At 44.0% G+C, this 18,314-nt stretch carries 16 protein-coding genes; 13 read left to right on the top strand and 3 right to left on the bottom strand.

Annotation, left to right across the window (positions count from 1 at the left end):
• Positions 1-27 precede the first annotated feature (27 nt).
• Positions 28-2,295 (bottom strand): aconitate hydratase, encoded by a 2,268-nt coding sequence (locus FHS68_RS15355; RefSeq protein ID WP_167271650.1) that lies wholly within the window; start codon positions 2,293-2,295, stop codon positions 28-30.
• A gap of 334 nt (positions 2,296-2,629) precedes the next feature.
• Here FHS68_RS15355 and topA point away from each other — a divergent pair, with 334 nt between their 5' ends.
• The 4 genes from topA (at position 2,630) to FHS68_RS15335 (ending at position 7,755) form a co-directional block, all read left to right on the top strand.
• A complete protein-coding gene (gene topA / locus FHS68_RS15350; RefSeq protein WP_167271648.1) occupies positions 2,630-5,023 on the top strand; it encodes a type I DNA topoisomerase in 2,394 nt (797 codons plus the stop codon).
• Between the two features lie 29 nt (positions 5,024-5,052).
• Positions 5,053-5,745, top strand: coding sequence for an SIR2 family NAD-dependent protein deacylase (locus tag FHS68_RS15345; protein ID WP_167271646.1), 693 nt, complete (start codon positions 5,053-5,055; stop codon positions 5,743-5,745).
• Positions 5,745-6,626: a bifunctional 5,10-methylenetetrahydrofolate dehydrogenase/5,10-methenyltetrahydrofolate cyclohydrolase gene (locus FHS68_RS15340; protein WP_167271644.1), complete on the top strand. Its 882-nt coding sequence runs from the start codon at positions 5,745-5,747 to the stop codon at positions 6,624-6,626. The genes FHS68_RS15345 and FHS68_RS15340 overlap by 1 nt, the downstream gene beginning before the upstream one ends.
• Positions 6,627-6,699: 73 nt before the next feature.
• The gene (locus FHS68_RS15335; RefSeq protein ID WP_167271642.1) at positions 6,700-7,755 is read left to right on the top strand and encodes a helix-turn-helix domain-containing protein; all 1,056 of its coding nucleotides are present in this window, start codon (positions 6,700-6,702) and stop codon (positions 7,753-7,755) included.
• A gap of 7 nt (positions 7,756-7,762) precedes the next feature.
• Here the strand turns inward: FHS68_RS15335 and FHS68_RS15330 are convergent, their stop codons facing one another.
• Positions 7,763-8,542, bottom strand: a complete 780-nt coding sequence (locus FHS68_RS15330; RefSeq protein ID WP_167271640.1) for a hypothetical protein — start codon at positions 8,540-8,542, stop codon at positions 7,763-7,765.
• Entirely contained in the window at positions 8,543-9,604 is a 1,062-nt protein-coding gene (locus FHS68_RS15325) for an AMP-binding protein (RefSeq protein ID WP_167271638.1), read from the bottom strand. It abuts the gene before it with no gap.
• A 145-nt stretch (positions 9,605-9,749) separates the two neighbouring features.
• Here FHS68_RS15325 and menB point away from each other — a divergent pair, with 145 nt between their 5' ends.
• The 9 genes from menB to rplT all read left to right on the top strand — a co-directional run bounded on the left by menB (position 9,750) and on the right by rplT (position 18,305).
• Positions 9,750-10,574: a 1,4-dihydroxy-2-naphthoyl-CoA synthase gene (gene menB / locus FHS68_RS15320; protein ID WP_167271635.1), complete on the top strand. Its 825-nt coding sequence runs from the start codon at positions 9,750-9,752 to the stop codon at positions 10,572-10,574.
• Positions 10,575-10,625: 51 nt separating this feature from the next.
• Entirely contained in the window at positions 10,626-11,039 is a 414-nt protein-coding gene (locus FHS68_RS15315; protein WP_167271634.1) for an EVE domain-containing protein, read from the top strand.
• 10 nt (positions 11,040-11,049) lie between these two features.
• On the top strand, positions 11,050-12,603 hold the full coding sequence (locus FHS68_RS15310) for a hypothetical protein (RefSeq protein WP_229211915.1): 1,554 nt from the start codon (positions 11,050-11,052) through the stop codon (positions 12,601-12,603).
• 157 nt (positions 12,604-12,760) lie between these two features.
• Positions 12,761-13,648 (top strand): class I SAM-dependent methyltransferase, encoded by an 888-nt coding sequence (locus tag FHS68_RS15305; RefSeq protein ID WP_167271629.1) that lies wholly within the window; start codon positions 12,761-12,763, stop codon positions 13,646-13,648.
• Between the two features lie 31 nt (positions 13,649-13,679).
• The gene (locus tag FHS68_RS15300; RefSeq protein WP_167271627.1) at positions 13,680-14,879 is read left to right on the top strand and encodes a tetratricopeptide repeat protein; all 1,200 of its coding nucleotides are present in this window, start codon (positions 13,680-13,682) and stop codon (positions 14,877-14,879) included.
• Between the two features lie 42 nt (positions 14,880-14,921).
• Positions 14,922-16,865, top strand: coding sequence for a threonine--tRNA ligase (thrS, locus tag FHS68_RS15295; RefSeq protein WP_167271625.1), 1,944 nt, complete (start codon positions 14,922-14,924; stop codon positions 16,863-16,865).
• Between the two features lie 110 nt (positions 16,866-16,975).
• Positions 16,976-17,524, top strand: a complete 549-nt coding sequence (gene infC / locus FHS68_RS15290; RefSeq protein ID WP_167271623.1) for a translation initiation factor IF-3 — start codon at positions 16,976-16,978, stop codon at positions 17,522-17,524.
• A 138-nt stretch (positions 17,525-17,662) separates the two neighbouring features.
• Complete coding sequence (rpmI, locus tag FHS68_RS15285; protein ID WP_167271621.1) at positions 17,663-17,857, top strand: 50S ribosomal protein L35; 195 nt, start codon at positions 17,663-17,665, stop codon at positions 17,855-17,857.
• Between the two features lie 103 nt (positions 17,858-17,960).
• Complete coding sequence (gene rplT, locus FHS68_RS15280; RefSeq protein ID WP_167271619.1) at positions 17,961-18,305, top strand: 50S ribosomal protein L20; 345 nt, start codon at positions 17,961-17,963, stop codon at positions 18,303-18,305.
• The last annotated feature ends 9 nt before the right edge of the window (positions 18,306-18,314 follow it).

Raw genomic sequence — 18,314 nt, 5'->3', positions numbered from 1 at the left:
TTTTTTGCTTTTAAGGTTGCGCTTAATCTACGCTCCTACTGACCTCCGAATGATATTCAACGCTGAACCAGCTTTGAACCATTCGATTTGCTGGCTATTGTAAGTATGATTTACAGAGAATTCCTCACTTACACCATCGATATGATGTAAAACAATGGTCAGAGGTACTCCCTCTGCAAAGGTTTTCAAACCCACAATGTCAATTGTATCGTCTTCCTGAATCTTATCGTAATCAGCGTTATTGGCGAAAGTAAGTGCCAGCATTCCCTGCTTTTTCAGGTTGGTCTCATGGATACGTGCGAACGATTTGGTCAGGATCGCGCGCACTCCCAGGAAGCGTGGCTCCATGGCTGCATGCTCACGGGAAGACCCTTCCCCATAATTCTCATCGCCCACCACGATCGTCCCAATTCCATGCGCCTTATAGTCACGCTGGACTGCAGGCACTTCGCTGTATTGATTGCTCAATTGATTTTTTACGGTATTGGTTTTCTCATTATAAAAATTAACCGCACCGATCAACATATTGTTCGAGATATTGTCAAGGTGTCCGCGGTATTTCAACCATGGGCCAGCCATTGAAATATGGTCAGTTGTACATTTTCCTTTTGCTTTGATAAGCAGTTTCAAACCATTCAGGTCTGTTCCTTCCCATTCAGCAAACGGTGCGAGCAATTGCAGACGATCTGAGGTAGGGCTTACCAGGACCTGTACCTGGCTTGGATCTGTCGCAGGAGCCTGGTAACCAGCATCTTCCACTGCAAATCCTAGTGTAGGCAATTCAAGGCCGCTCGGTTCGTCAAGCATTACTTCTTCTCCATTTACATTCACCAATTTATCAAAACGCGGGTCGAATGTAAGCCTTCCTGCAATGGCCATTGCGGTCACAATTTCAGGGGAAGCTACAAATGAATGGGTGTTCGGATTACCATCAGCGCGTTTCGAGAAATTACGATTAAAAGATGTAATGATTGAGTTTTTCTCCCCTTTTTCAGCGCCATGACGTGCCCATTGACCTATACACGGTCCGCAAGCATTTGCCAAAACCACTCCTCCGATTTGTGCGAAAGTATCCAGGAAGCCATCACGCTCAACTGTGTACCTAACCAGCTCAGAACCTGGGGTAATGGTATATTCTGAACTTACTTTCAATTTTTTATCAACCGCCTGCTGCGCAAGTGAAGCTGCGCGGCTTACGTCTTCGTAAGATGAATTGGTGCAAGATCCAATCAAACCCACCGAAAGAACTTCCGGCCAGCCATTTTCTCTAACCGCAGTTGCGAATTTGGATAGTGGCCATGCCAAATCCGGTGTGAAAGGACCATTAACATGCGGCTCCAGCCCTGAAAGGTCTAATTCTATCAATTGATCAAAGTAGGTGGCCGGATCAGCGTATACTTCATTATCAGAACGAAGATATTCCTTCACCTGGTCGGCAGCATCTGCAATGTCAGCACGTTCGGTGGTTCTCAAGTATGCGGCGCTTCTTTCGTCATATGCAAAAATGGAGGTAGTAGCCCCAATTTCAGCGCCCATATTACAGATTGTCGCTTTTCCTGTCGCAGAGATACTTTCCGCACCTTCCCCAAAATACTCAACAATATATCCGGTTCCGCCTTTGACAGTCAATTGGCCCGCAACCCAAAGGATTACGTCTTTCGCAGCTGTCCAGCCACTTAGTTTACCAGTAAGCTTTACTCCTATCAATCTTGGCATTTTCAATTCCCAGGCAAGTCCTGACATTACGTCGCTCGCATCGGCACCGCCGACACCGATCGCAACCATTCCAAGTCCGCCCGCATTGGGAGTATGTGAATCGGTACCGATCATCATACCGCCTGGAAATGCATAATTTTCAAGTACTACCTGATGAATGATACCCGCTCCTGCTTTCCAGAAACCTAATCCGTATTTATTGGAAACAGAAGAAAGGAATGCGTAAACTTCCCTATTTTTATCAACAGCATTTTTCAAATCCTGTGTCGCACCTACTTCTGCCTGGATCAGGTGATCGCAATGCACAGTAGAAGGAACTGCAACTTGTGGCCTTCCGGCCTGCATGAATTGCAAAAGGGCCATTTGAGCAGTAGCATCCTGCATGGCAACACGGTCAGGAGCAAAGTCAACGTATGATTTACCGCGTTCGTAAACTTGCGAAGGCGTTCCTTCCCATAAATGAGAGTATAAAATCTTCTCTGCCAAGGTCAAAGGCCGCCCTTCTATTTTACGAGCAGCTTCAACTCTTTCCTGCATGCGGGCATAAACACCCTTAATCATGTCTAAGTCAAAAGCCATAGTAATTAGCTATAATTGGATTATTTATTGTCATTAAAACACGCGAAAGTACGAATTTACCCAATATACGAAGGGAATCCGCCAGATTTTCACAACTATTTAGCATCATTATATATACCGACACATTCAAATAACCCGACGCCAATTTTTTTTGTTCTGCTGGCCCGGATATTTAAGGTATTATTTAAAATCTATCAATTGCAAACAAGCAATTGCAAACAAGCCGAGTCCCAACTTGTGGAACCGGCCTTTTTTGTCCCGCTTTGATTTTTTGCTTTATTGTACCCTATATTTGAACATTCGTAGTGCCCCAAATTCCCTTAAATTTAAAGTTATGTCAAAAAATCTGGTGATCGTAGAGTCACCGGCGAAGGCCAAAACCATTGAAAGTTATCTAGGTCAGGATTTCACGGTAAAGTCGAGTTTTGGCCACGTCCGCGACCTTCCTGAACATGATATGGGCGTTGATGTTGAACATGGTTTCCAGCCGTCTTACGAAATTTCCTCTGATAAAGTAAAGGTTATTTCTGAGTTGAAAAAGCTGGCCAAAGATGCAGAAGTGTGGCTGGCGACGGATGATGACCGCGAAGGAGAGGCAATTTCATGGCACTTGAAAGAAGCACTTGGGCTACCTGATGATACCAAACGCATTGTATTTCGTGAAATCACCAAAACGGCTTTACAAAACGCGATTGCTAAGCCGAGAATTATCGATGTTGACCTGGTGGACGCCCAGCAAGCACGCCGGATTCTTGACCGCCTGGTTGGATATGAACTATCACCTGTACTCTGGAAGAAAATCAGGATTGGGAAATCCAACCTTTCTGCCGGCCGCGTGCAATCGGTAGCGGTTCGCATTGTGGTAGAAAGAGAAAGGGAAATTGACGCATTCAGAAGCAAAAGCAGCTTTAAGGTAACCGCCCGCTTTGATCTTGGCAACGGAAAAGTGCTGAATGCCGAATTGGCAAAAAATTTCTCCAATGAAGATGATGCATTAAAGTTTCTTGAGAAATGCGTCGGAGCTCAGTTCTCCATTAAAAATCTTGAAGTAAAACCGGCTAAAAAAACACCTGCACCACCATTCACAACTTCTACATTACAACAAGAGGCATCCAGAAAATTGAGTTTTTCTGTATTGCAAACCATGTCCGTTGCCCAGCGTTTGTACGAGGCAGGAAAAATATCCTATATGCGTACCGACTCCACCAATCTTTCCGAGGAAGCATTGGAAAAGGCCAGGGTGCAGATTACCAGCGAGTACGGTCAGGATTATTATAATAAGAGGGTTTTTAAAACAAAAAACGAATCGGCTCAGGAGGCCCACGAAGCCATTCGCCCAACCGACTTTTCGACACTTTCGGGAAGCAGTGACCGTAATGAGCAGCGTTTGTATGAACTGATCTGGAAACGGGCCATCGCATCGCAAATGTCCGACGCCCAATTGGAACGCACTATCGCAACCATCGGGATTTCGACTACTTTGGAAGAATTGATTGCACAGGGTGAGGTGATCAAGTTTGAAGGGTTTTTAAAAGTTTATCTGGAATCGAGCGACGAGGAGGGAGACGAGGAGCAAAAAGGAATGCTTCCTCCTTTAAATATCAGCCAGATCCTGAAACTTGCCGATATGAAAGCGACAGAACGTTTCACCCGTAACCCACCCCGCTATACGGAAGCGAGTTTGGTTAAAAAATTGGAAGAAATGGGCATTGGTCGCCCGTCCACTTACGCGCCCACAATTTCTACAATACTTAAAAGAGAATATATCATTAAGGAAGATCGTGAGGGATTTGAAAGGGATTTCAAGGAATTCACCTTGGCCGCCGATCAGATTAAGAGCAAGGTTAACAAAGAAATTTACGGCTCCGAAAAATCGAAATTGTTTCCTACCAGCACAGGAATGGTTGTTAATGACTTCCTGGTAAGTCATTTCAATGATATTATCGATTACTCGTTTACTGCTAATGTTGAAAAAGACTTTGACAACATTGCTGATGGCCAGTTGGCCTGGCGGCAGATGATCAAAGATTTTTATACGCCATTTCAGAAAAAAGTAGCCGAGGCAAAAGAGCAGGCAATCGACCGCAGCCTTACTTCCCGTGATTTGGGCGAAGATCCATCGACTGGCAAAAAAGTATCTGTCAGGATTGGAAAGTACGGCCCATATGTTCAGATAGGCGATGCTGAGGATGAGGATAAACCAAAGTTTGCTAGTTTGATGAAGGGTCAGCTGATGGAAAGCATTACGCTGGACGAAGCGTTTGAACTTTTCAAACTGCCCCGTGAGGTTGGTTTATATGAGGAAAAAGAATTGATTGTAAACATTGGGAAATTTGGCCCATATGTGAAGCATGACGGAAAATATTTTTCTTTATTGAAAACCGATGACCCGATGGCGGTTACGGAAGATCGGCTGATCGAGATCATCATTCAAAAGCGGATGCAGGATAGCAGTCGTACAATAAAGGAATTCAGTGAGGATGCAGATGCTAAGGTTTTGAATGGTAAGTACGGGCCATACATCGCATTTGGGAAAAAGAATGTGAAAATTCCAAAAGGCACTGATCCGGCAGCATTAACCTATGAGGAGATTGTAAAGCTTGCTGCTGAAACGCCTGACAAACCTGCGGGAAGAGGAGGATTCAAGAAAGCAGCGCCCAAAGCTGCGGCTGAGAAGAACCCAGCGGCAAAAAAGCCTGCGGCGAGAAAGGTTGTTAAGAAAGCATAGGCAAGAAAAAACCTCAAAACACACATAATATGAAAAAACTAGTAGTGCTCTCCGGAGCAGGAATTAGTGCGGAAAGTGGCATCAGTACCTTTCGCGACAATGGCGGTTTATGGGACAATTACCGCATTGAAGATGTGGCGACATTTGAGGGCTGGGTTAAAGATCAGGAACTTGTCCTGGATTTCTACAACCAGCGCCGTAAACAAGCTGACAGTGTCAAGCCCAATGCGGCACATTATGCATTGGTTGAGTTGGAAAAACATTTCGATGTTGCGATCATCACCCAGAATGTCGATAACCTGCATGAAGTGGCTGGTTCTTCCAAAGTGATCCATCTCCACGGCGAACTATTCAAATCCCGCAGCACAAAAAATCCCGATTTAGTTTACGAAATGACCTCCTGGGAATTAAAGACCGGTGATTTGTGCGAACTGGGCAGCCAGCTTCGTCCACATATCGTATGGTTTGGCGAAGAAGTGCCCATGATGGAAGTGGCCGTCGAGGTAGCGGAAGAAGCAGATATTTTCATTGTAATTGGTACTTCCCTGGCAGTATATCCCGCGGCAGGACTTGTACATTACGTAGGTGCGGGCAAACCAATCTATATAATTGATCCGGCACAACCCGAAATTAACCTGAAAAAGAACATGACATTCATTCAGGAAAAAGCAACGACCGGAATGGAAACATTGATTAAAAAATACTTATTACCAGATAACTAATGCAATTACTGGACGGGAAAGCGATTTCATCCCAAATCAAAGCTGAAATAAAAGAGGAAGTAGAACAATGGATTGCTGGTGGCGGTAAAAAACCACATCTGGCCGCGATTCTTGTCGGTCAGGACGGCGCAAGTGAAACTTATGTTGCCTCGAAAATCAGAAGCTGTGAGGAGATCGGCTTCACTTCTACCCTACTTCGCTTCGAGCCAGACATTACCGAAGCAGCATTACTCGAAGCCGTACAATCTCTCAATAATGATCCTGATGTCGACGGATTTATTGTACAGCTGCCGTTGCCTAAACATATCACTGAAAACACGGTTATGGAAGCCGTTGATCCGGCGAAAGATGTCGACGGATTTCATCCGGTTAATGTTGGGAAAATGTGCAAAGGGCTTCCTTCCTACATTTCAGCAACCCCATTCGGTATACTCGAAATGCTAATCCGTGCCAAAATTGAGACCAATGGAAAGCATTGCGTGGTCATCGGCCGTAGCCAGATCGTGGGCTTACCGATGAGCATTCTGATGCAGCGCAACGAATATCCAGGCAATTGCACGGTTACGATAACGCATAGTAAAACCCAAAATTTAAAGGAGATTTGTCAAACCGCCGACATCCTCATTGTCGCATTGGGAAGACCCGAATTCGTAACAGCTGATTATGTGAAAGAAGGCGCAGTCGTGATTGACGTAGGCATTTCCCGGGTGGCAGATGATACAAAGAAAAGCGGATTCTCAATCAGAGGGGACGTTAACTTCAATGACGTCGCTCCGAAGACAAGCTATATCACCCCCGTTCCTGGCGGAGTAGGTTTGATGACGATCTGCGGATTGCTTACCAATACATTTAAGGCGGCCAGGAAAGAGATTTATAAATAGTACGATAGCCTGCTTTTGCTTTTTTGCTAAAAGATTTGTCAATTAGCAAGAACTTTTGTAAAGCGGCTGTACCATGAGCATTGTAAGCAACAACATTAAATACCTGAGAAGGCTTAACGGTCTGACCCAGGAACAGTTTGCAAGGAAAATTGCCATTAAGCGCTCACTGCTTGGCGCTTATGAGGAAGCCCGGGCCAATCCTAACCTTACTAATCTCAAAAACATGGCGGCCGCCTTCGGGATTACCGTCGATAATTTGCTAAAAAATGATCTCAGAAAACTAAGGGAAACACCGGATTTGTCATTGCCCTTGTCGGCTCCCAGGCCGATGACAGTTTCGCATTCCGGTAATCTGACACCGCCTGTTCCTGCCCGCACCCCTACATTTGCCGAACCTCAGCCTCTATCAAAAATTATTGAAAACTATCAGCAACCTGAGCCAGCGATTCGAATGGTTTCCCGGCAGGTGAATTTTAAACCGATCAATGGAGATCTGCAATCGCAGCAGACACCACCCGTCAGACAAGTCACCAATGTTCCTTCGCCATTACCACAACCTGCGATGAACCAGCCTTCGGCACAAATCCCGGTTTTCAATAATCAATATCAACCCAATCAATTCAATAATCAGCCCGAGGAACGGTCAACCAACTATCCGACGATCCAATGGGTTGCCAACAACCTGCAGTTCGATTATTTGTCAAACTTCCAAAATCCTTCTTACCTGACCAATTTACCCTCATTTCAATTGCCTAATTTGCCGTCGGGCTATTACAGGGCTTTCGAAAGCAGCGAGGATTTTACTTATCCGGGTGCATTGCTGGTCGGCACTTTTATCCGCAACTGGTACGATATCAAAGACGGAATGCAATATGTATTTGTGCTGCGCGGCCAGGGATTTGTTTGTCGGAAAGCATATAACCAGGTAAAAGAGGCTGGAATTCTATTGCTTACTTCTGATAATCCCTCGGTTTCTGCCTTGGAAGTTCCGTTGCAGGAGGTTCTGGAAGTTTGGGAAGTGAAGGCATTTATCAGCACCCAAATGCCCACTTCGCAGCCGTCACTCGAACGGGTTTCCCAATTGATTGATGAATTGCAGATGGAACTTGGCCAATATAAGCAGCGGTAGCAAAACGCTAAATTTTACCGTCAAGCGTACTGAATAATGCCTCAATTTTAGCAATGTCTTTGCTCTTAGAGGTTGTTTCAAGCACGGCAACTCCCAGCTGATACCAGAGTCCATCCCCTGCTGTAATGTACTTTCCTTTTTTGGATGGTTTTGCCTCAAAAGCGTTATCTGTAACAAATTCTGCCTTGTAAACCGTGTCCATGATTTTTTGCAATTGTGACCATTCCAATCTCCGCGCTACTCCTTTGTTTTTACTGATGGTAAATGATTTTAAGGCAAAAGATGCTTTCAGGTCCAGAATTGTTTGTTTATCCGCACCAATGTCTAAGAAAGTCAGTTCAAAAGGTTTTTCCCTTCCGCCTGTTTCGAAAATGGCCTGCATAAATTCTTGCAAAACGTAAGACCATCTTTCTTTATCAACCGGGTAAATGTTGACCCGCTGACCATTTTCTTCCAGTTCTATTTCAATAAAATCCTCAAACTCACTTTCTTCCCTTTTTCGGACCAATTTGGAAGAATTAAGAATTGCACGAAACTCTCCAATCCAGATTGCCGGCACCTGGCCATTCCATTTATAATCGTCATCAACCGAAAAACCCTCATCCATCAAATCGTCTTCCGAGAGGTCCTCACGATCCAAGTAGGTAATCCCAAAGTCAACATTCATCTGCTGCTCAGATTCAATATCCATTTTTAATGTGTAAAAATGAGCATAGGGCGCAGGTACTACCGAAGCGGTTTGAAAAAGAATGGTATACTGGCCTGGGATTTGAAGATTTTTGTCCATTTATGATTTTAGCAACTGTTGAATTGTGCCGCGTTTGTCCAACTTGTCCGTCGGTGTTTTGAGAAACTGGCTTACAAAGTAAATATGTTTCGGCGTTTCATAGGCTGAAGCCCGCCTTCTTATTTCCTCCAAAATGTCTTTTTGTGATATATTCGCAATGCTACCCTGGATGATCAGGATCAAACGCTGACCAAGTTTTTCGTCAGTTTCAAACCAAGTAAAGAAGGGATTTGACAATTTAAGATCATAAAATACCTCTTCAACAATGGTATCCAGATTATCCAGTACTATTTTCACTCCCCCGGAATTGATCACGTTATCCGCCCGCCCAATCCACTTGAAAGAATTTCCTGAAATTTCAACCAGATCGTTGGTCTGAACAATCTGATGATCCGTAACCTGCCCCGATACGAACAAGCAGCCGCGGCTGTCAGTACCAAAAGCAATGTCAGGGAGAAAAGTATAGTTTTCTTCTGAAACGGGTCCATTAAGTCGGCGCAATGCAACATGAGAAACTGTTTCGGTCATCCCATAACTCTGAAAAACCGGAATTTGCAAATCCATTAGACTTCGCTTCAAGGAAACGCTTACCGGAGCTCCACCTAGCAGAATTTTACCCAAACCATTAACTTGTGCTTTTGTAACAGGATTTTCAAGAATGTGGATCATTTGCAGCGGGACCATCGCGACAAAATCGAATTCAGGAACATTTTCGGGACCCAGGAGCGGGTTAGCAACAGGTTCAATGATGGTTAATTGCCAATCCAGCTCCAATCCTCTTACTAACATCATCAGTCCGGCAATGTAACCAACATTCAGGCAAACCAATGCCCGGGTACCTTTTTCCAAATGCAATGCCTTACCAGTCATTCTGGCGCTTGCCGATAATTGTTTTCGGGAAATAAGAATAGGTTTCGGCGGCCCGGTAGAGCCGGAGGTCTTCAACAGAAATTCACCCTGCCCATTTATCCAAGCCAACATGAAATCGTAGGCCTGGGCAAAATAAGGATGATCCGGCCTCTTCTGCGTTTTGATCAGGGTAATGCTCGTAATCCAATTCATTTCAATTTGCTACGATAACGCGGGATTTGAGGCCGTGTCAGCCCACGCCGACAGTACGGAAAGTTATTCATTTGTTTTTGAAGGAAACCCAAACAATGAGTAATTTCGTGGATTCAAGCTTTTGAATTTTACTTTTCTCTGAATTATGTCCAGTTTAATCCAATGGGAAACCATTAAGGAATACGAAGAAATTCTCTTTACACTTCATGAAGGAATTGCCAAAATAAGCATCAACCGTCCCCATAAGCACAATGCATTTACGCCCCAAACCGTGACTGAAATGATCGACGCGATGCAAATATGTCGCGAAGACGTCAGGATTGATGTGATCATTTTGACTGGCGAAGGGGGAAAAGCCTTCTGTTCCGGCGGCGATCAGTCGGTACGGGGCCATGGCGGTTATATTGGACAAGATCATGTCCCGCGTTTGAATGTGCTTGATCTTCAGAGAATGATCCGGTCTATTCCAAAAGCTGTTATTGCGATGGTAGCGGGCTGGGCTATTGGCGGTGGTCATGTGCTGCACGTGATATGTGATTTGTCGATTGCGGCCGAAAATGCGCGGTTCGGACAAACTGGCCCGAAAGTCGGCAGTTTTGACGGCGGTTTTGGCGCATCTTATCTGGCAAGAGTTGTGGGTCAGAAAAAAGCCCGGGAGATATGGTTCCTCTGTGATCAATATGACGCCCAGGAAGCATTGCAAATGGGTTTGGTCAATAAAGTTGTTCCGCTTGAAGATCTTGAAAAAACCACTGTCGAGTGGTGCAAAAAAATACAGGAAAAAAGTCCTTTGTCAATCCGGATGCTGAAAAGCTCTTTCAATGCTGAATTGGATGGGCAAGCCGGAATTCAGGAATTGGCCGGAAATGCTACCCTGCTCTATTATCTGAGTGAGGAAGCGAAAGAAGGGCAGAATTCGTTTCTTGAAAAAAGAAAACCTGATTTTAGTAAATTCCCTAAATTTCCCTGAGCATTCCTTTCTTGTTTTCCAATAACCCAAACTTATTTAACCAATAAATCCATGAACCATTGGCTTTTAAAAACAGAACCTAGCTCTTACTCCTGGGATAGCCTTGTAAAAGAAAAAGAAGGCATGTGGGATGGCGTACGCAGTTACGCAGCCCGAAATAATCTGATGGCCATGAAAGTGGGCGATCCTGTCCTGTTTTATCATAGTAACGAAGGAAAAGAAGTGGTTGGCCTGGCGAAAGTAGCAAAAGAACATTACCCTGATCCCACTGCAAAAGACGGCGATTGGGTCGTTGTCAATGTCGTGCCCGTCGAGCTTTTCCCGAAAACCGTGACATTAGCGCAGATCAAAGCCGATAAGCGGTTATCTGATATGGCCCTTGTTAAACTGTCAAGATTATCAGTTGTCCCGGTAAAACCAGAAGAATTTGACATCATTGTTGCATTAGCCCATGATTCCGAATAATTGTCCCGGTTTGCAAGCGAAATTTCTGCTGTTAGCACTTATTCTGTTGACATTAGAAGTGACAGGCCAGGGTGTAAAACGGATCGAACTGCCTTTATCCGGGAACATGGCTTACCAGACGGTACCACTTGGAGAACAGGGTGTTTTATTAATATCCAAGCCGGACAGAGGGACTTTTAATGTTCAAAAATTTGATACAAATCTCGACAGGGTCTGGACGATTGACGGGCCGATAGAATCAAACCTGGACTACATTGCCTCTTCTTACGATGGGCAGGCTGTTTTCCTTCTTTTTAGCAAATACCGAAGTTCGTTATATCAAATTGTCAAGGTAAATGTAGGCCCTGGATTTGTAGAGACTTTTACCATCAATACATTGGACCGTTTTGAAATTACGGACTTTAAAACATTGGGTTATGCCGTTTTTATGGCGGGAATGGTCCGCAATGAGCCGGTTCTAATATATACCCAACTTACTACTTCTCAAACCAAAATATTACCCTCGGCGATCAAAGGCTCCAATGCGATTCAGACAGTTGAAGTCGATACGGCGCATCATTTAGTCAATGTAAGTTTTGCGGTAAAAAAAGGCCGGCAAACCAAGATTGTGGCCAGATCGTACGAAGAAACGGGTGAGCTTTACACGCAGGTTTCAGTAGACCCGGAAGATGATTATTCACTTCTGAGCGGTCGGTTGCAGGTATTAAACGATTCGGTACGCATTGTAATTGGAACATATGGATACCGGAATATGCAAAGCAGCAACAATGCGGCTTCCCAGGGACTTTATATCAGTAAAATAGTGGGTGACGAGCCCGCATTTACGCGATACCACAGCTTTACAGATTTCAAGAATTTCTTCAATTTCTTGAATGAGCGCCAGCAGGAAAAAATAGAAAAGAAGATTCGGAAGAAGAAAGAAAGTGGCGATGATCTGAAACTCAACTATCGTTTGCTGGTTCATGATATTGTTCCAAAAAGCAATAATTTCCTGTTGGTCGCCGAGGTGTTTTATCCTGAATATCGCTATCAGAACCAAAGTATGATGGGCGGCCTGGGTTATGGAGGAATCCTCGGTTATCCTTTTGGAATGGGGCTTTATAACCCTTATTTGTGGAATCCAATGTATGGCGGCCGCGGTTACAATCAACAGGTTTTTGACGGGTTCACCTACACTCATGCCATTGTCGCTGACGTGGATCAGAACGGAAAATTGCTTTGGGACAACAGCCTCAGTTTCGACAATGTAAAAAGTATGGAACTACGGGAAAAAATAAAGGTGCAAACATTCTCCAATGGTAATTCCAGACTGGTTTACAGCCACAACGGCGCCATCAGAAGCAAGATCATCAAAGGCAACCAGGTGATCGACAGCGATCGTGTCATACCTAACGAAACCAATGTGGAAGGTGATAAAGTACGAAAAACCAGTACCGATGACATCGATTACTGGTACGGAAACTTCTACCTCGCCTGGGGCGACCAACGCATCAGCAACGCCGCCGGCGACCCGCAGACGAGGGGCAGAAGGAATGTGTTTTATTTGAACAAGATTGGGTATTGAAAAGCTTTTTAGCTTTTAGCTTTTAGCTTTTAGCTTTTAGCTTTTCAAGAACCTTTGCCGAAATTAAGTTTACCAGAAGTGCAGAATGACTGCATCAACTATCAAAAAAGCCAATAGCTAAACGCTAACAGCTAATAGCTAATAGCTCAAAAAAACCATGCTTCTTCTCACCCCAGAAACCCATTCTGATTACCAACTCATTGATACAGGCGGTTATGAAAAACTGGAACGATTCGGGCAGTATGTGCTGTCACGTCCCGAGCCGCAGGCGATCTGGGATAAGTCTCTTTCAGAACAGGAATGGGAAGAACGGGCAAATGCTGTTTTTAAGAAAGACAAAAATTCCCAGGAAAAAGGACAATGGGTTTCGAAGCCTAATATGCCTGACAAATGGGTTTTTCAGTATCGTAATAAGGATATGCATCTTCGTGCAAAACTGATTTTGTCTTCATTTAAGCATGTAGGTGTGTTTCCAGAGCAAGCCACCAACTGGGATTATATTTCCAAAACATTAAGGCAGATTCCGGAAGAAAAACCAACGGTCCTCAACCTTTTCGCTTACACCGGTATTGCTTCGTTGGCTGCCAAAGTTGCGGGTGCCGATGTTACCCATGTGGATTCAATCAAACAGGTGATCAGCTGGTCGAGGGAGAATATGCAGATGAGCGGTCTCGATAACATCCGATGGGTTGTGGAGGACGCCATGAAATTTGTACAGCGGGAGGTGCGTCGGGGCAATAAGTACAATGGCATCATTCTCGATCCCCCAGCTTATGGCCGCGGCCCCGATGGGGAAAAATGGCTGCTGGAAGAAAGCCTCAATGAAATCCTGCGACTTTGCGCATTGCTTTTGAAAGAGGAAAATTTCTTTTTTATCATTAACTTATATTCTCTTGGATTCTCGGCATTAATCGTTGAGAACCTGATCAAGGCCCATTTTGGAACTGAGATCAAACATGAATTTGGCGAGTTGTTTATCGCCGATACATTTGGCAAAAAGCTTCCCTTGGGCGTATTTTCCCGGTTTTCAGATCGGGATGTTTAGAATACATGCAGATTGTCCAACTTTACGGCACATGAAGTCAAATTTTTTCCGTCCCATTTTACTATTATCACTGATTGTCTTTGGCTGGGTAAACCAATCCTGTCAGAGCGATGCCAGAAATGCGACGCGCATCCCGCCTGTGATCAAAAAATCCCGGGTACAATGGGAAAACGATGCGTTGCTTTCGTTGACTGACCTTATTAACCGCGGGATAGATTCAGATCTCAACTATTTCAAGAGAGCGCGGATATATTTTGAGCGTGAGCAGTATACCGAAGCGCTGGACGATATCAATGAATCGATTTACGAGCAGGATAATGTCAGCGAATACTTTTTATTGAGGGGTAAGATTAATCGGGAATTGGGAAAATTCGATCCTGCTCTGGAAGACGCACAAAGAGCGGAAGCATTACAGCAAAGCAGTCCGGAATTATACGTATTAATGGCCGACATCCTCCAAGCACAAGGGCAGTTTAGGGAAGCAGCCGGTTATCTGAATCAGGCCATGAAAATGGCACCTTATGATGGCGGAGCTTATTATGTGAAAGGAATGTTGCAGGCGAGACAAGGCGATTCTCTGGCCAGTTTGTCCAGTTTAAATTATGCGATGAATGTTAACCCTAAATTGTTAAGGGCTTATGAGCAAAGCATTATCATTTTACGAAAACTAAAAAACACCGATCAGGCGCTGATTGTAAATGATAAGGCTATCAAACGCTTCCCAAATGAAGCTTCTTTATATTTTGAAAGAGGTGAAATTTATAATGTGCTTTCCAAACCAGATACTGCGCTGATCAACTACGAAAAGGCTGCTGCGATCAACCCCAGCTATAATGAAGCGCAATTTCAGATCGCCACGATCGGGATCCATTTAAGGCAATTTTACAAAGCCCTGCCCGCATTGGAAAAGCTTTTAAAAAAGAAACCTCAATCAAAGGAAATCAATAACATGATTGGTTTTTGTTATGAAAAAACGGAGGATTTCGAGAAAGCAAAAGGATATTATACTACTGCGCTCACATTGAGCCCTGGCGATCAGGACGCAAGATATGGCTTGTACAGGATCAGGCAGCACGAAAATGAGGGGATTTACCAAACCTACGACCGGGAAGAAAATACCAGACCGGATTATAAATTGCTTGACACTTCGCGCGTAAAAATTAGCATTATAAAGCCTCGTGGAACCACAAATATCCGTATTGACTCAACACGAAAGGCTAAAATTGAATAGATTTGTACCTGATAGAAATATAGTCACAGAATTAAATTTTGAATGAAAGACGAGTCTCAAGTAAAAATTACCCTGCCCGATGGAAGTGAGCGTTATTACCCAATTGGAGTAACCGCGCTCGAAATCGCATTAAGTATCAGTGAAGGACTTGCGCGTAATGTAATCGCTGCAAAAGTCAATAGTGAAATTTGGGATCCTACCAGACCAATAACGCAGGATTCGCTCGTAAAGCTGCTGACATGGAATGACGAAGACGGAAAATCAACATTCTGGCATTCCTCTGCCCACTTACTTGCGGAAGCATTGGAAGCGCTTTATCCTGGTGTAAAATTCGGTACGGGGCCTTCCATCGAAAAAGGTTTTTACTATGATGTTGATTTGGGTGAAAAATCGCTTTCACAAGAAGATTTCCCCAAAATAGAGGCGAAAATGCTAGAACTCGCCCGTCAAAAAAATGAGTATATCCGCAAGCCCATCAGCAAAGCGGATGCTCTGGAATTGTTTACCAAAAAAGGTGACGAGTACAAACTAGAACTGATCGACGGACTGGAAGACGGTTCGATTACATTATATGAACAGGGTGGTTTCACCGATCTTTGCCGTGGCCCGCATATTCCCAATACCAGTTTTATCAAAGCTGCAAAGCTGACCAACATTGGCGGCGCATACTGGCGTAATAAGCAGGAAAACAAAATGCTTACCCGCATTTACGGGATTACTTTTCCAAAGCAAAAAGAGCTGGAAGAATATGTAACCTTGATGGAGGAAGCTAAAAAACGCGATCACCGTAAGCTGGGAAAAGAACTGGAACTGTTTGCGTTTTCCGAAAGGGTTGGGCAAGGATTGCCGTTGTGGTTGCCAAAAGGTGCGATGTTGCGAGAGAGACTTCAGGCTTTTCTGAGCAAGGCGCAAGCCCGGGCCGGTTACACGCCAGTGGTTACCCCACATATCGGAAGCAAAGAATTGTATGTTACCTCGGGACATTGGGATAAGTATGGAAAAGATTCTTTTCAGCCAATCAGGACACCGAATCCAGGTGAGGAGTATTTGCTAAAACCGATGAATTGCCCGCACCATTGCGAGATATACCGGACTTCTCCCCGCTCCTACAAAGACTTACCATTGCGTTTCTCTGAGTTCGGAACCGTTTATCGGTACGAGCAAAGCGGAGAACTACATGGATTGACCCGTGTTCGTGGGTTTACGCAGGATGACGCACATATTTTCTGTCGTCCCGATCAAGTTAAGGAGGAATTTATTCGAGTTATAGACTTGGTTTTATATGTTTTTAATTCCCTTGGCTTTGACGATTACAGCGCGCAGATTTCGCTGCGTGATCCAAATGACAAGCAAAAATATATTGGTAAGGATGAAGATTGGGAAAAAGCTGAAAGTGCTATTATCGAAGCGGCGGCCGAACGTGGATTGAGTACGGTTACTGAATTAGGCGAGGCAGCTTTTTACGGACCAAAGCTTGACTTTATGGTTCGGGATGCGTTAGGCAGAAAGTGGCAGCTTGGAACCATCCAGGTTGATTACCAGATGCCGCAGCGTTTTGGCCTGGAATATACAGGCTCGGACAATCAAAAACATCGTCCGGTTATGATCCACCGCGCCCCTTTTGGATCGATGGAAAGGTTTATTGCAATCCTGATTGAAAACACCGCCGGACAATTCCCATTGTGGTTATCACCGGATCAGATTGCCATCCTTCCAATTTCTGAAAAGTTTGCAGATTATGCAGAGGAAGTTTTTTTCCGGTTGCAGGATGATGATATCAGAGGATTTATTGATCACAGGGACGAAAAAATTGGTCGCAAGATCCGTGATGCTGAGGTTAGTAAGGTACCATTCATGCTCATTGTTGGTGAAAAAGAAATGGCAGAAGGGAAATTATCGGTACGCCGCAAAGGTGAAGGCGACTTGGGTAGCATGACCATTGACGAATTTGCAGGCTTTTTCAAAAAAGAAGCAAGCATAATTTGATGTTTTTTATATTTTTATTATAATTCTATCAGCAAGGCACTATTTTTGTTGCCCAAGTGTTAATTTTTTCGATTTTCACTTAAAACCAAAACAACACCAAACCAAACTATATGGCATTAAGACCCCCTAGTGGACGGTTAAGAGTTCCCGAAGAACCTTATAAAATAAACGATCGAATTACAGCAAAAGAAGTACGCCTGGTTGGAGAAAATATTGAACCAGGAATAGTTGATATCATCACAGCCAAGGCAATCGCTAAGGCACAAAGCCTTGATCTTGTTGAAATTGCACCCACAGCAGTTCCGCCTGTTTGTAAAGTTGTGGACTACTCAAAGTTCAAATACGAGCAAAAGAAAAAGCAAAAAGAAATAAAAGCGAAGGCTCAGAAAGTTGTCATCAAAGAGATCCGTTTCGGTCCAAACACCGACGACCACGATTTCGACTTCAAACTAAAACATGCGCAAAACTTCCTTAAAGAAGGATCAAAAGTAAAGGCATATGTCCATTTTGTTGGGCGTACCATTGTGTTTAAGGAAAGAGGAGTAAATCTTTTGAACAAATTCTCTGAGGCACTTACAGAATTTGGTAAGCTTGAAATGGAGCCCAAGCTGGAAGGAAAGAGAATGACGATCATTCTCGCCCCATCATTGAAAAAATAATCGTAAGGAGTTTTAACTCCTCTTCAATATAGAAATCGTGTTTCTGACATTCGTTGGGAACACGATTTTCATTTAATAAACATTTTGGCTAATTTTGCGCGCTGTTTTATATTTTAACAACTATTTTATTTTTGAATCATGCCTAAGATGAAAACCGTTTCCGGCGCAAAAAAGCGTTTCGCGTTGACCGGCACCGGAAAAATTAAGCGCAAACACGCTTTCCACAGTCACATCCTGACCAAAAAATCGAACAAACGGAAACGTGGTTTGGTTAAAACCGGTCTGATTGATGAGTCTAATCACAAGCAGGTAATGGCAATGCTTGGTAAATAATCCAAAGCCATTAAAAGTTAGTTACCACTTTGGTTTTTTGTTCAACCCGATAAAAGGCTTTTCAAGACTCAGTAGAGCGCCAATTGTCAAAAACAGTTAATTTATGCCACGTTCAGTAAATCACGTTGCGTCGCGTGCAAGACGTAAAAAAGTTTTAAAATTAGCGAAAGGCTATTTCGGCCGTCGCAAGAATGTATGGACAGTCGCTAAAAACGCAGTAGAACGCGGTTTGGCTTACGCATACAAAGGCCGTAAACAAAAGAAACGCAACTTCCGCGCCCTTTGGATTCAAAGGATCAATGCCGGAACTCGTATACACGGATTATCTTATTCCGCCTTTATTGGCAAACTCAGTGCAAAAGGCATAGAGCTCAACAGGAAGGTGCTTGCCGATTTGGCGATGAACCATCCGGATGCTTTCAAAGCAATCGTTGATCAGGTTAAGTAAAACAGCAAT

Source organism: Dyadobacter arcticus (genome assembly GCF_011762185.1).
Lineage (GTDB): Bacteria > Bacteroidota > Bacteroidia > Cytophagales > Spirosomataceae > Dyadobacter > Dyadobacter arcticus.
Note: the sequence above shows the minus strand (reverse complement) of the source record. Positions and strands in the feature narration are given on the sequence as shown.

Bases quoted from the DNA above. Each gene is read 5' to 3' on its own strand.
- FHS68_RS15325 (WP_167271638.1), bottom strand. From the start codon at position 9,604: ATGAATTGGATTACGAGCATTACCCTGATCAAAACGCAGAAGAGGCCG.
- infC (WP_167271623.1), top strand. From the start codon at position 16,976: ATGGCATTAAGACCCCCTAGTGGACGGTTAAGAGTTCCCGAAGAACCT.
- FHS68_RS15330 (WP_167271640.1), bottom strand. From the start codon at position 8,542: ATGGACAAAAATCTTCAAATCCCAGGCCAGTATACCATTCTTTTTCAA.
- FHS68_RS15340 (WP_167271644.1), top strand. From the start codon at position 5,745: ATGCAATTACTGGACGGGAAAGCGATTTCATCCCAAATCAAAGCTGAA.
- thrS (WP_167271625.1), top strand. From the start codon at position 14,922: ATGAAAGACGAGTCTCAAGTAAAAATTACCCTGCCCGATGGAAGTGAG.
- rpmI (WP_167271621.1), top strand. From the start codon at position 17,663: ATGCCTAAGATGAAAACCGTTTCCGGCGCAAAAAAGCGTTTCGCGTTG.
- rplT (WP_167271619.1), top strand. From the start codon at position 17,961: ATGCCACGTTCAGTAAATCACGTTGCGTCGCGTGCAAGACGTAAAAAA.
- FHS68_RS15305 (WP_167271629.1), top strand. From the start codon at position 12,761: ATGCTTCTTCTCACCCCAGAAACCCATTCTGATTACCAACTCATTGAT.
- FHS68_RS15335 (WP_167271642.1), top strand. From the start codon at position 6,700: ATGAGCATTGTAAGCAACAACATTAAATACCTGAGAAGGCTTAACGGT.
- topA (WP_167271648.1), top strand. From the start codon at position 2,630: ATGTCAAAAAATCTGGTGATCGTAGAGTCACCGGCGAAGGCCAAAACC.
- FHS68_RS15315 (WP_167271634.1), top strand. From the start codon at position 10,626: ATGAACCATTGGCTTTTAAAAACAGAACCTAGCTCTTACTCCTGGGAT.
- FHS68_RS15345 (WP_167271646.1), top strand. From the start codon at position 5,053: ATGAAAAAACTAGTAGTGCTCTCCGGAGCAGGAATTAGTGCGGAAAGT.
- FHS68_RS15355 (WP_167271650.1), bottom strand. From the start codon at position 2,295: ATGGCTTTTGACTTAGACATGATTAAGGGTGTTTATGCCCGCATGCAG.
- menB (WP_167271635.1), top strand. From the start codon at position 9,750: ATGTCCAGTTTAATCCAATGGGAAACCATTAAGGAATACGAAGAAATT.
- FHS68_RS15300 (WP_167271627.1), top strand. From the start codon at position 13,680: ATGAAGTCAAATTTTTTCCGTCCCATTTTACTATTATCACTGATTGTC.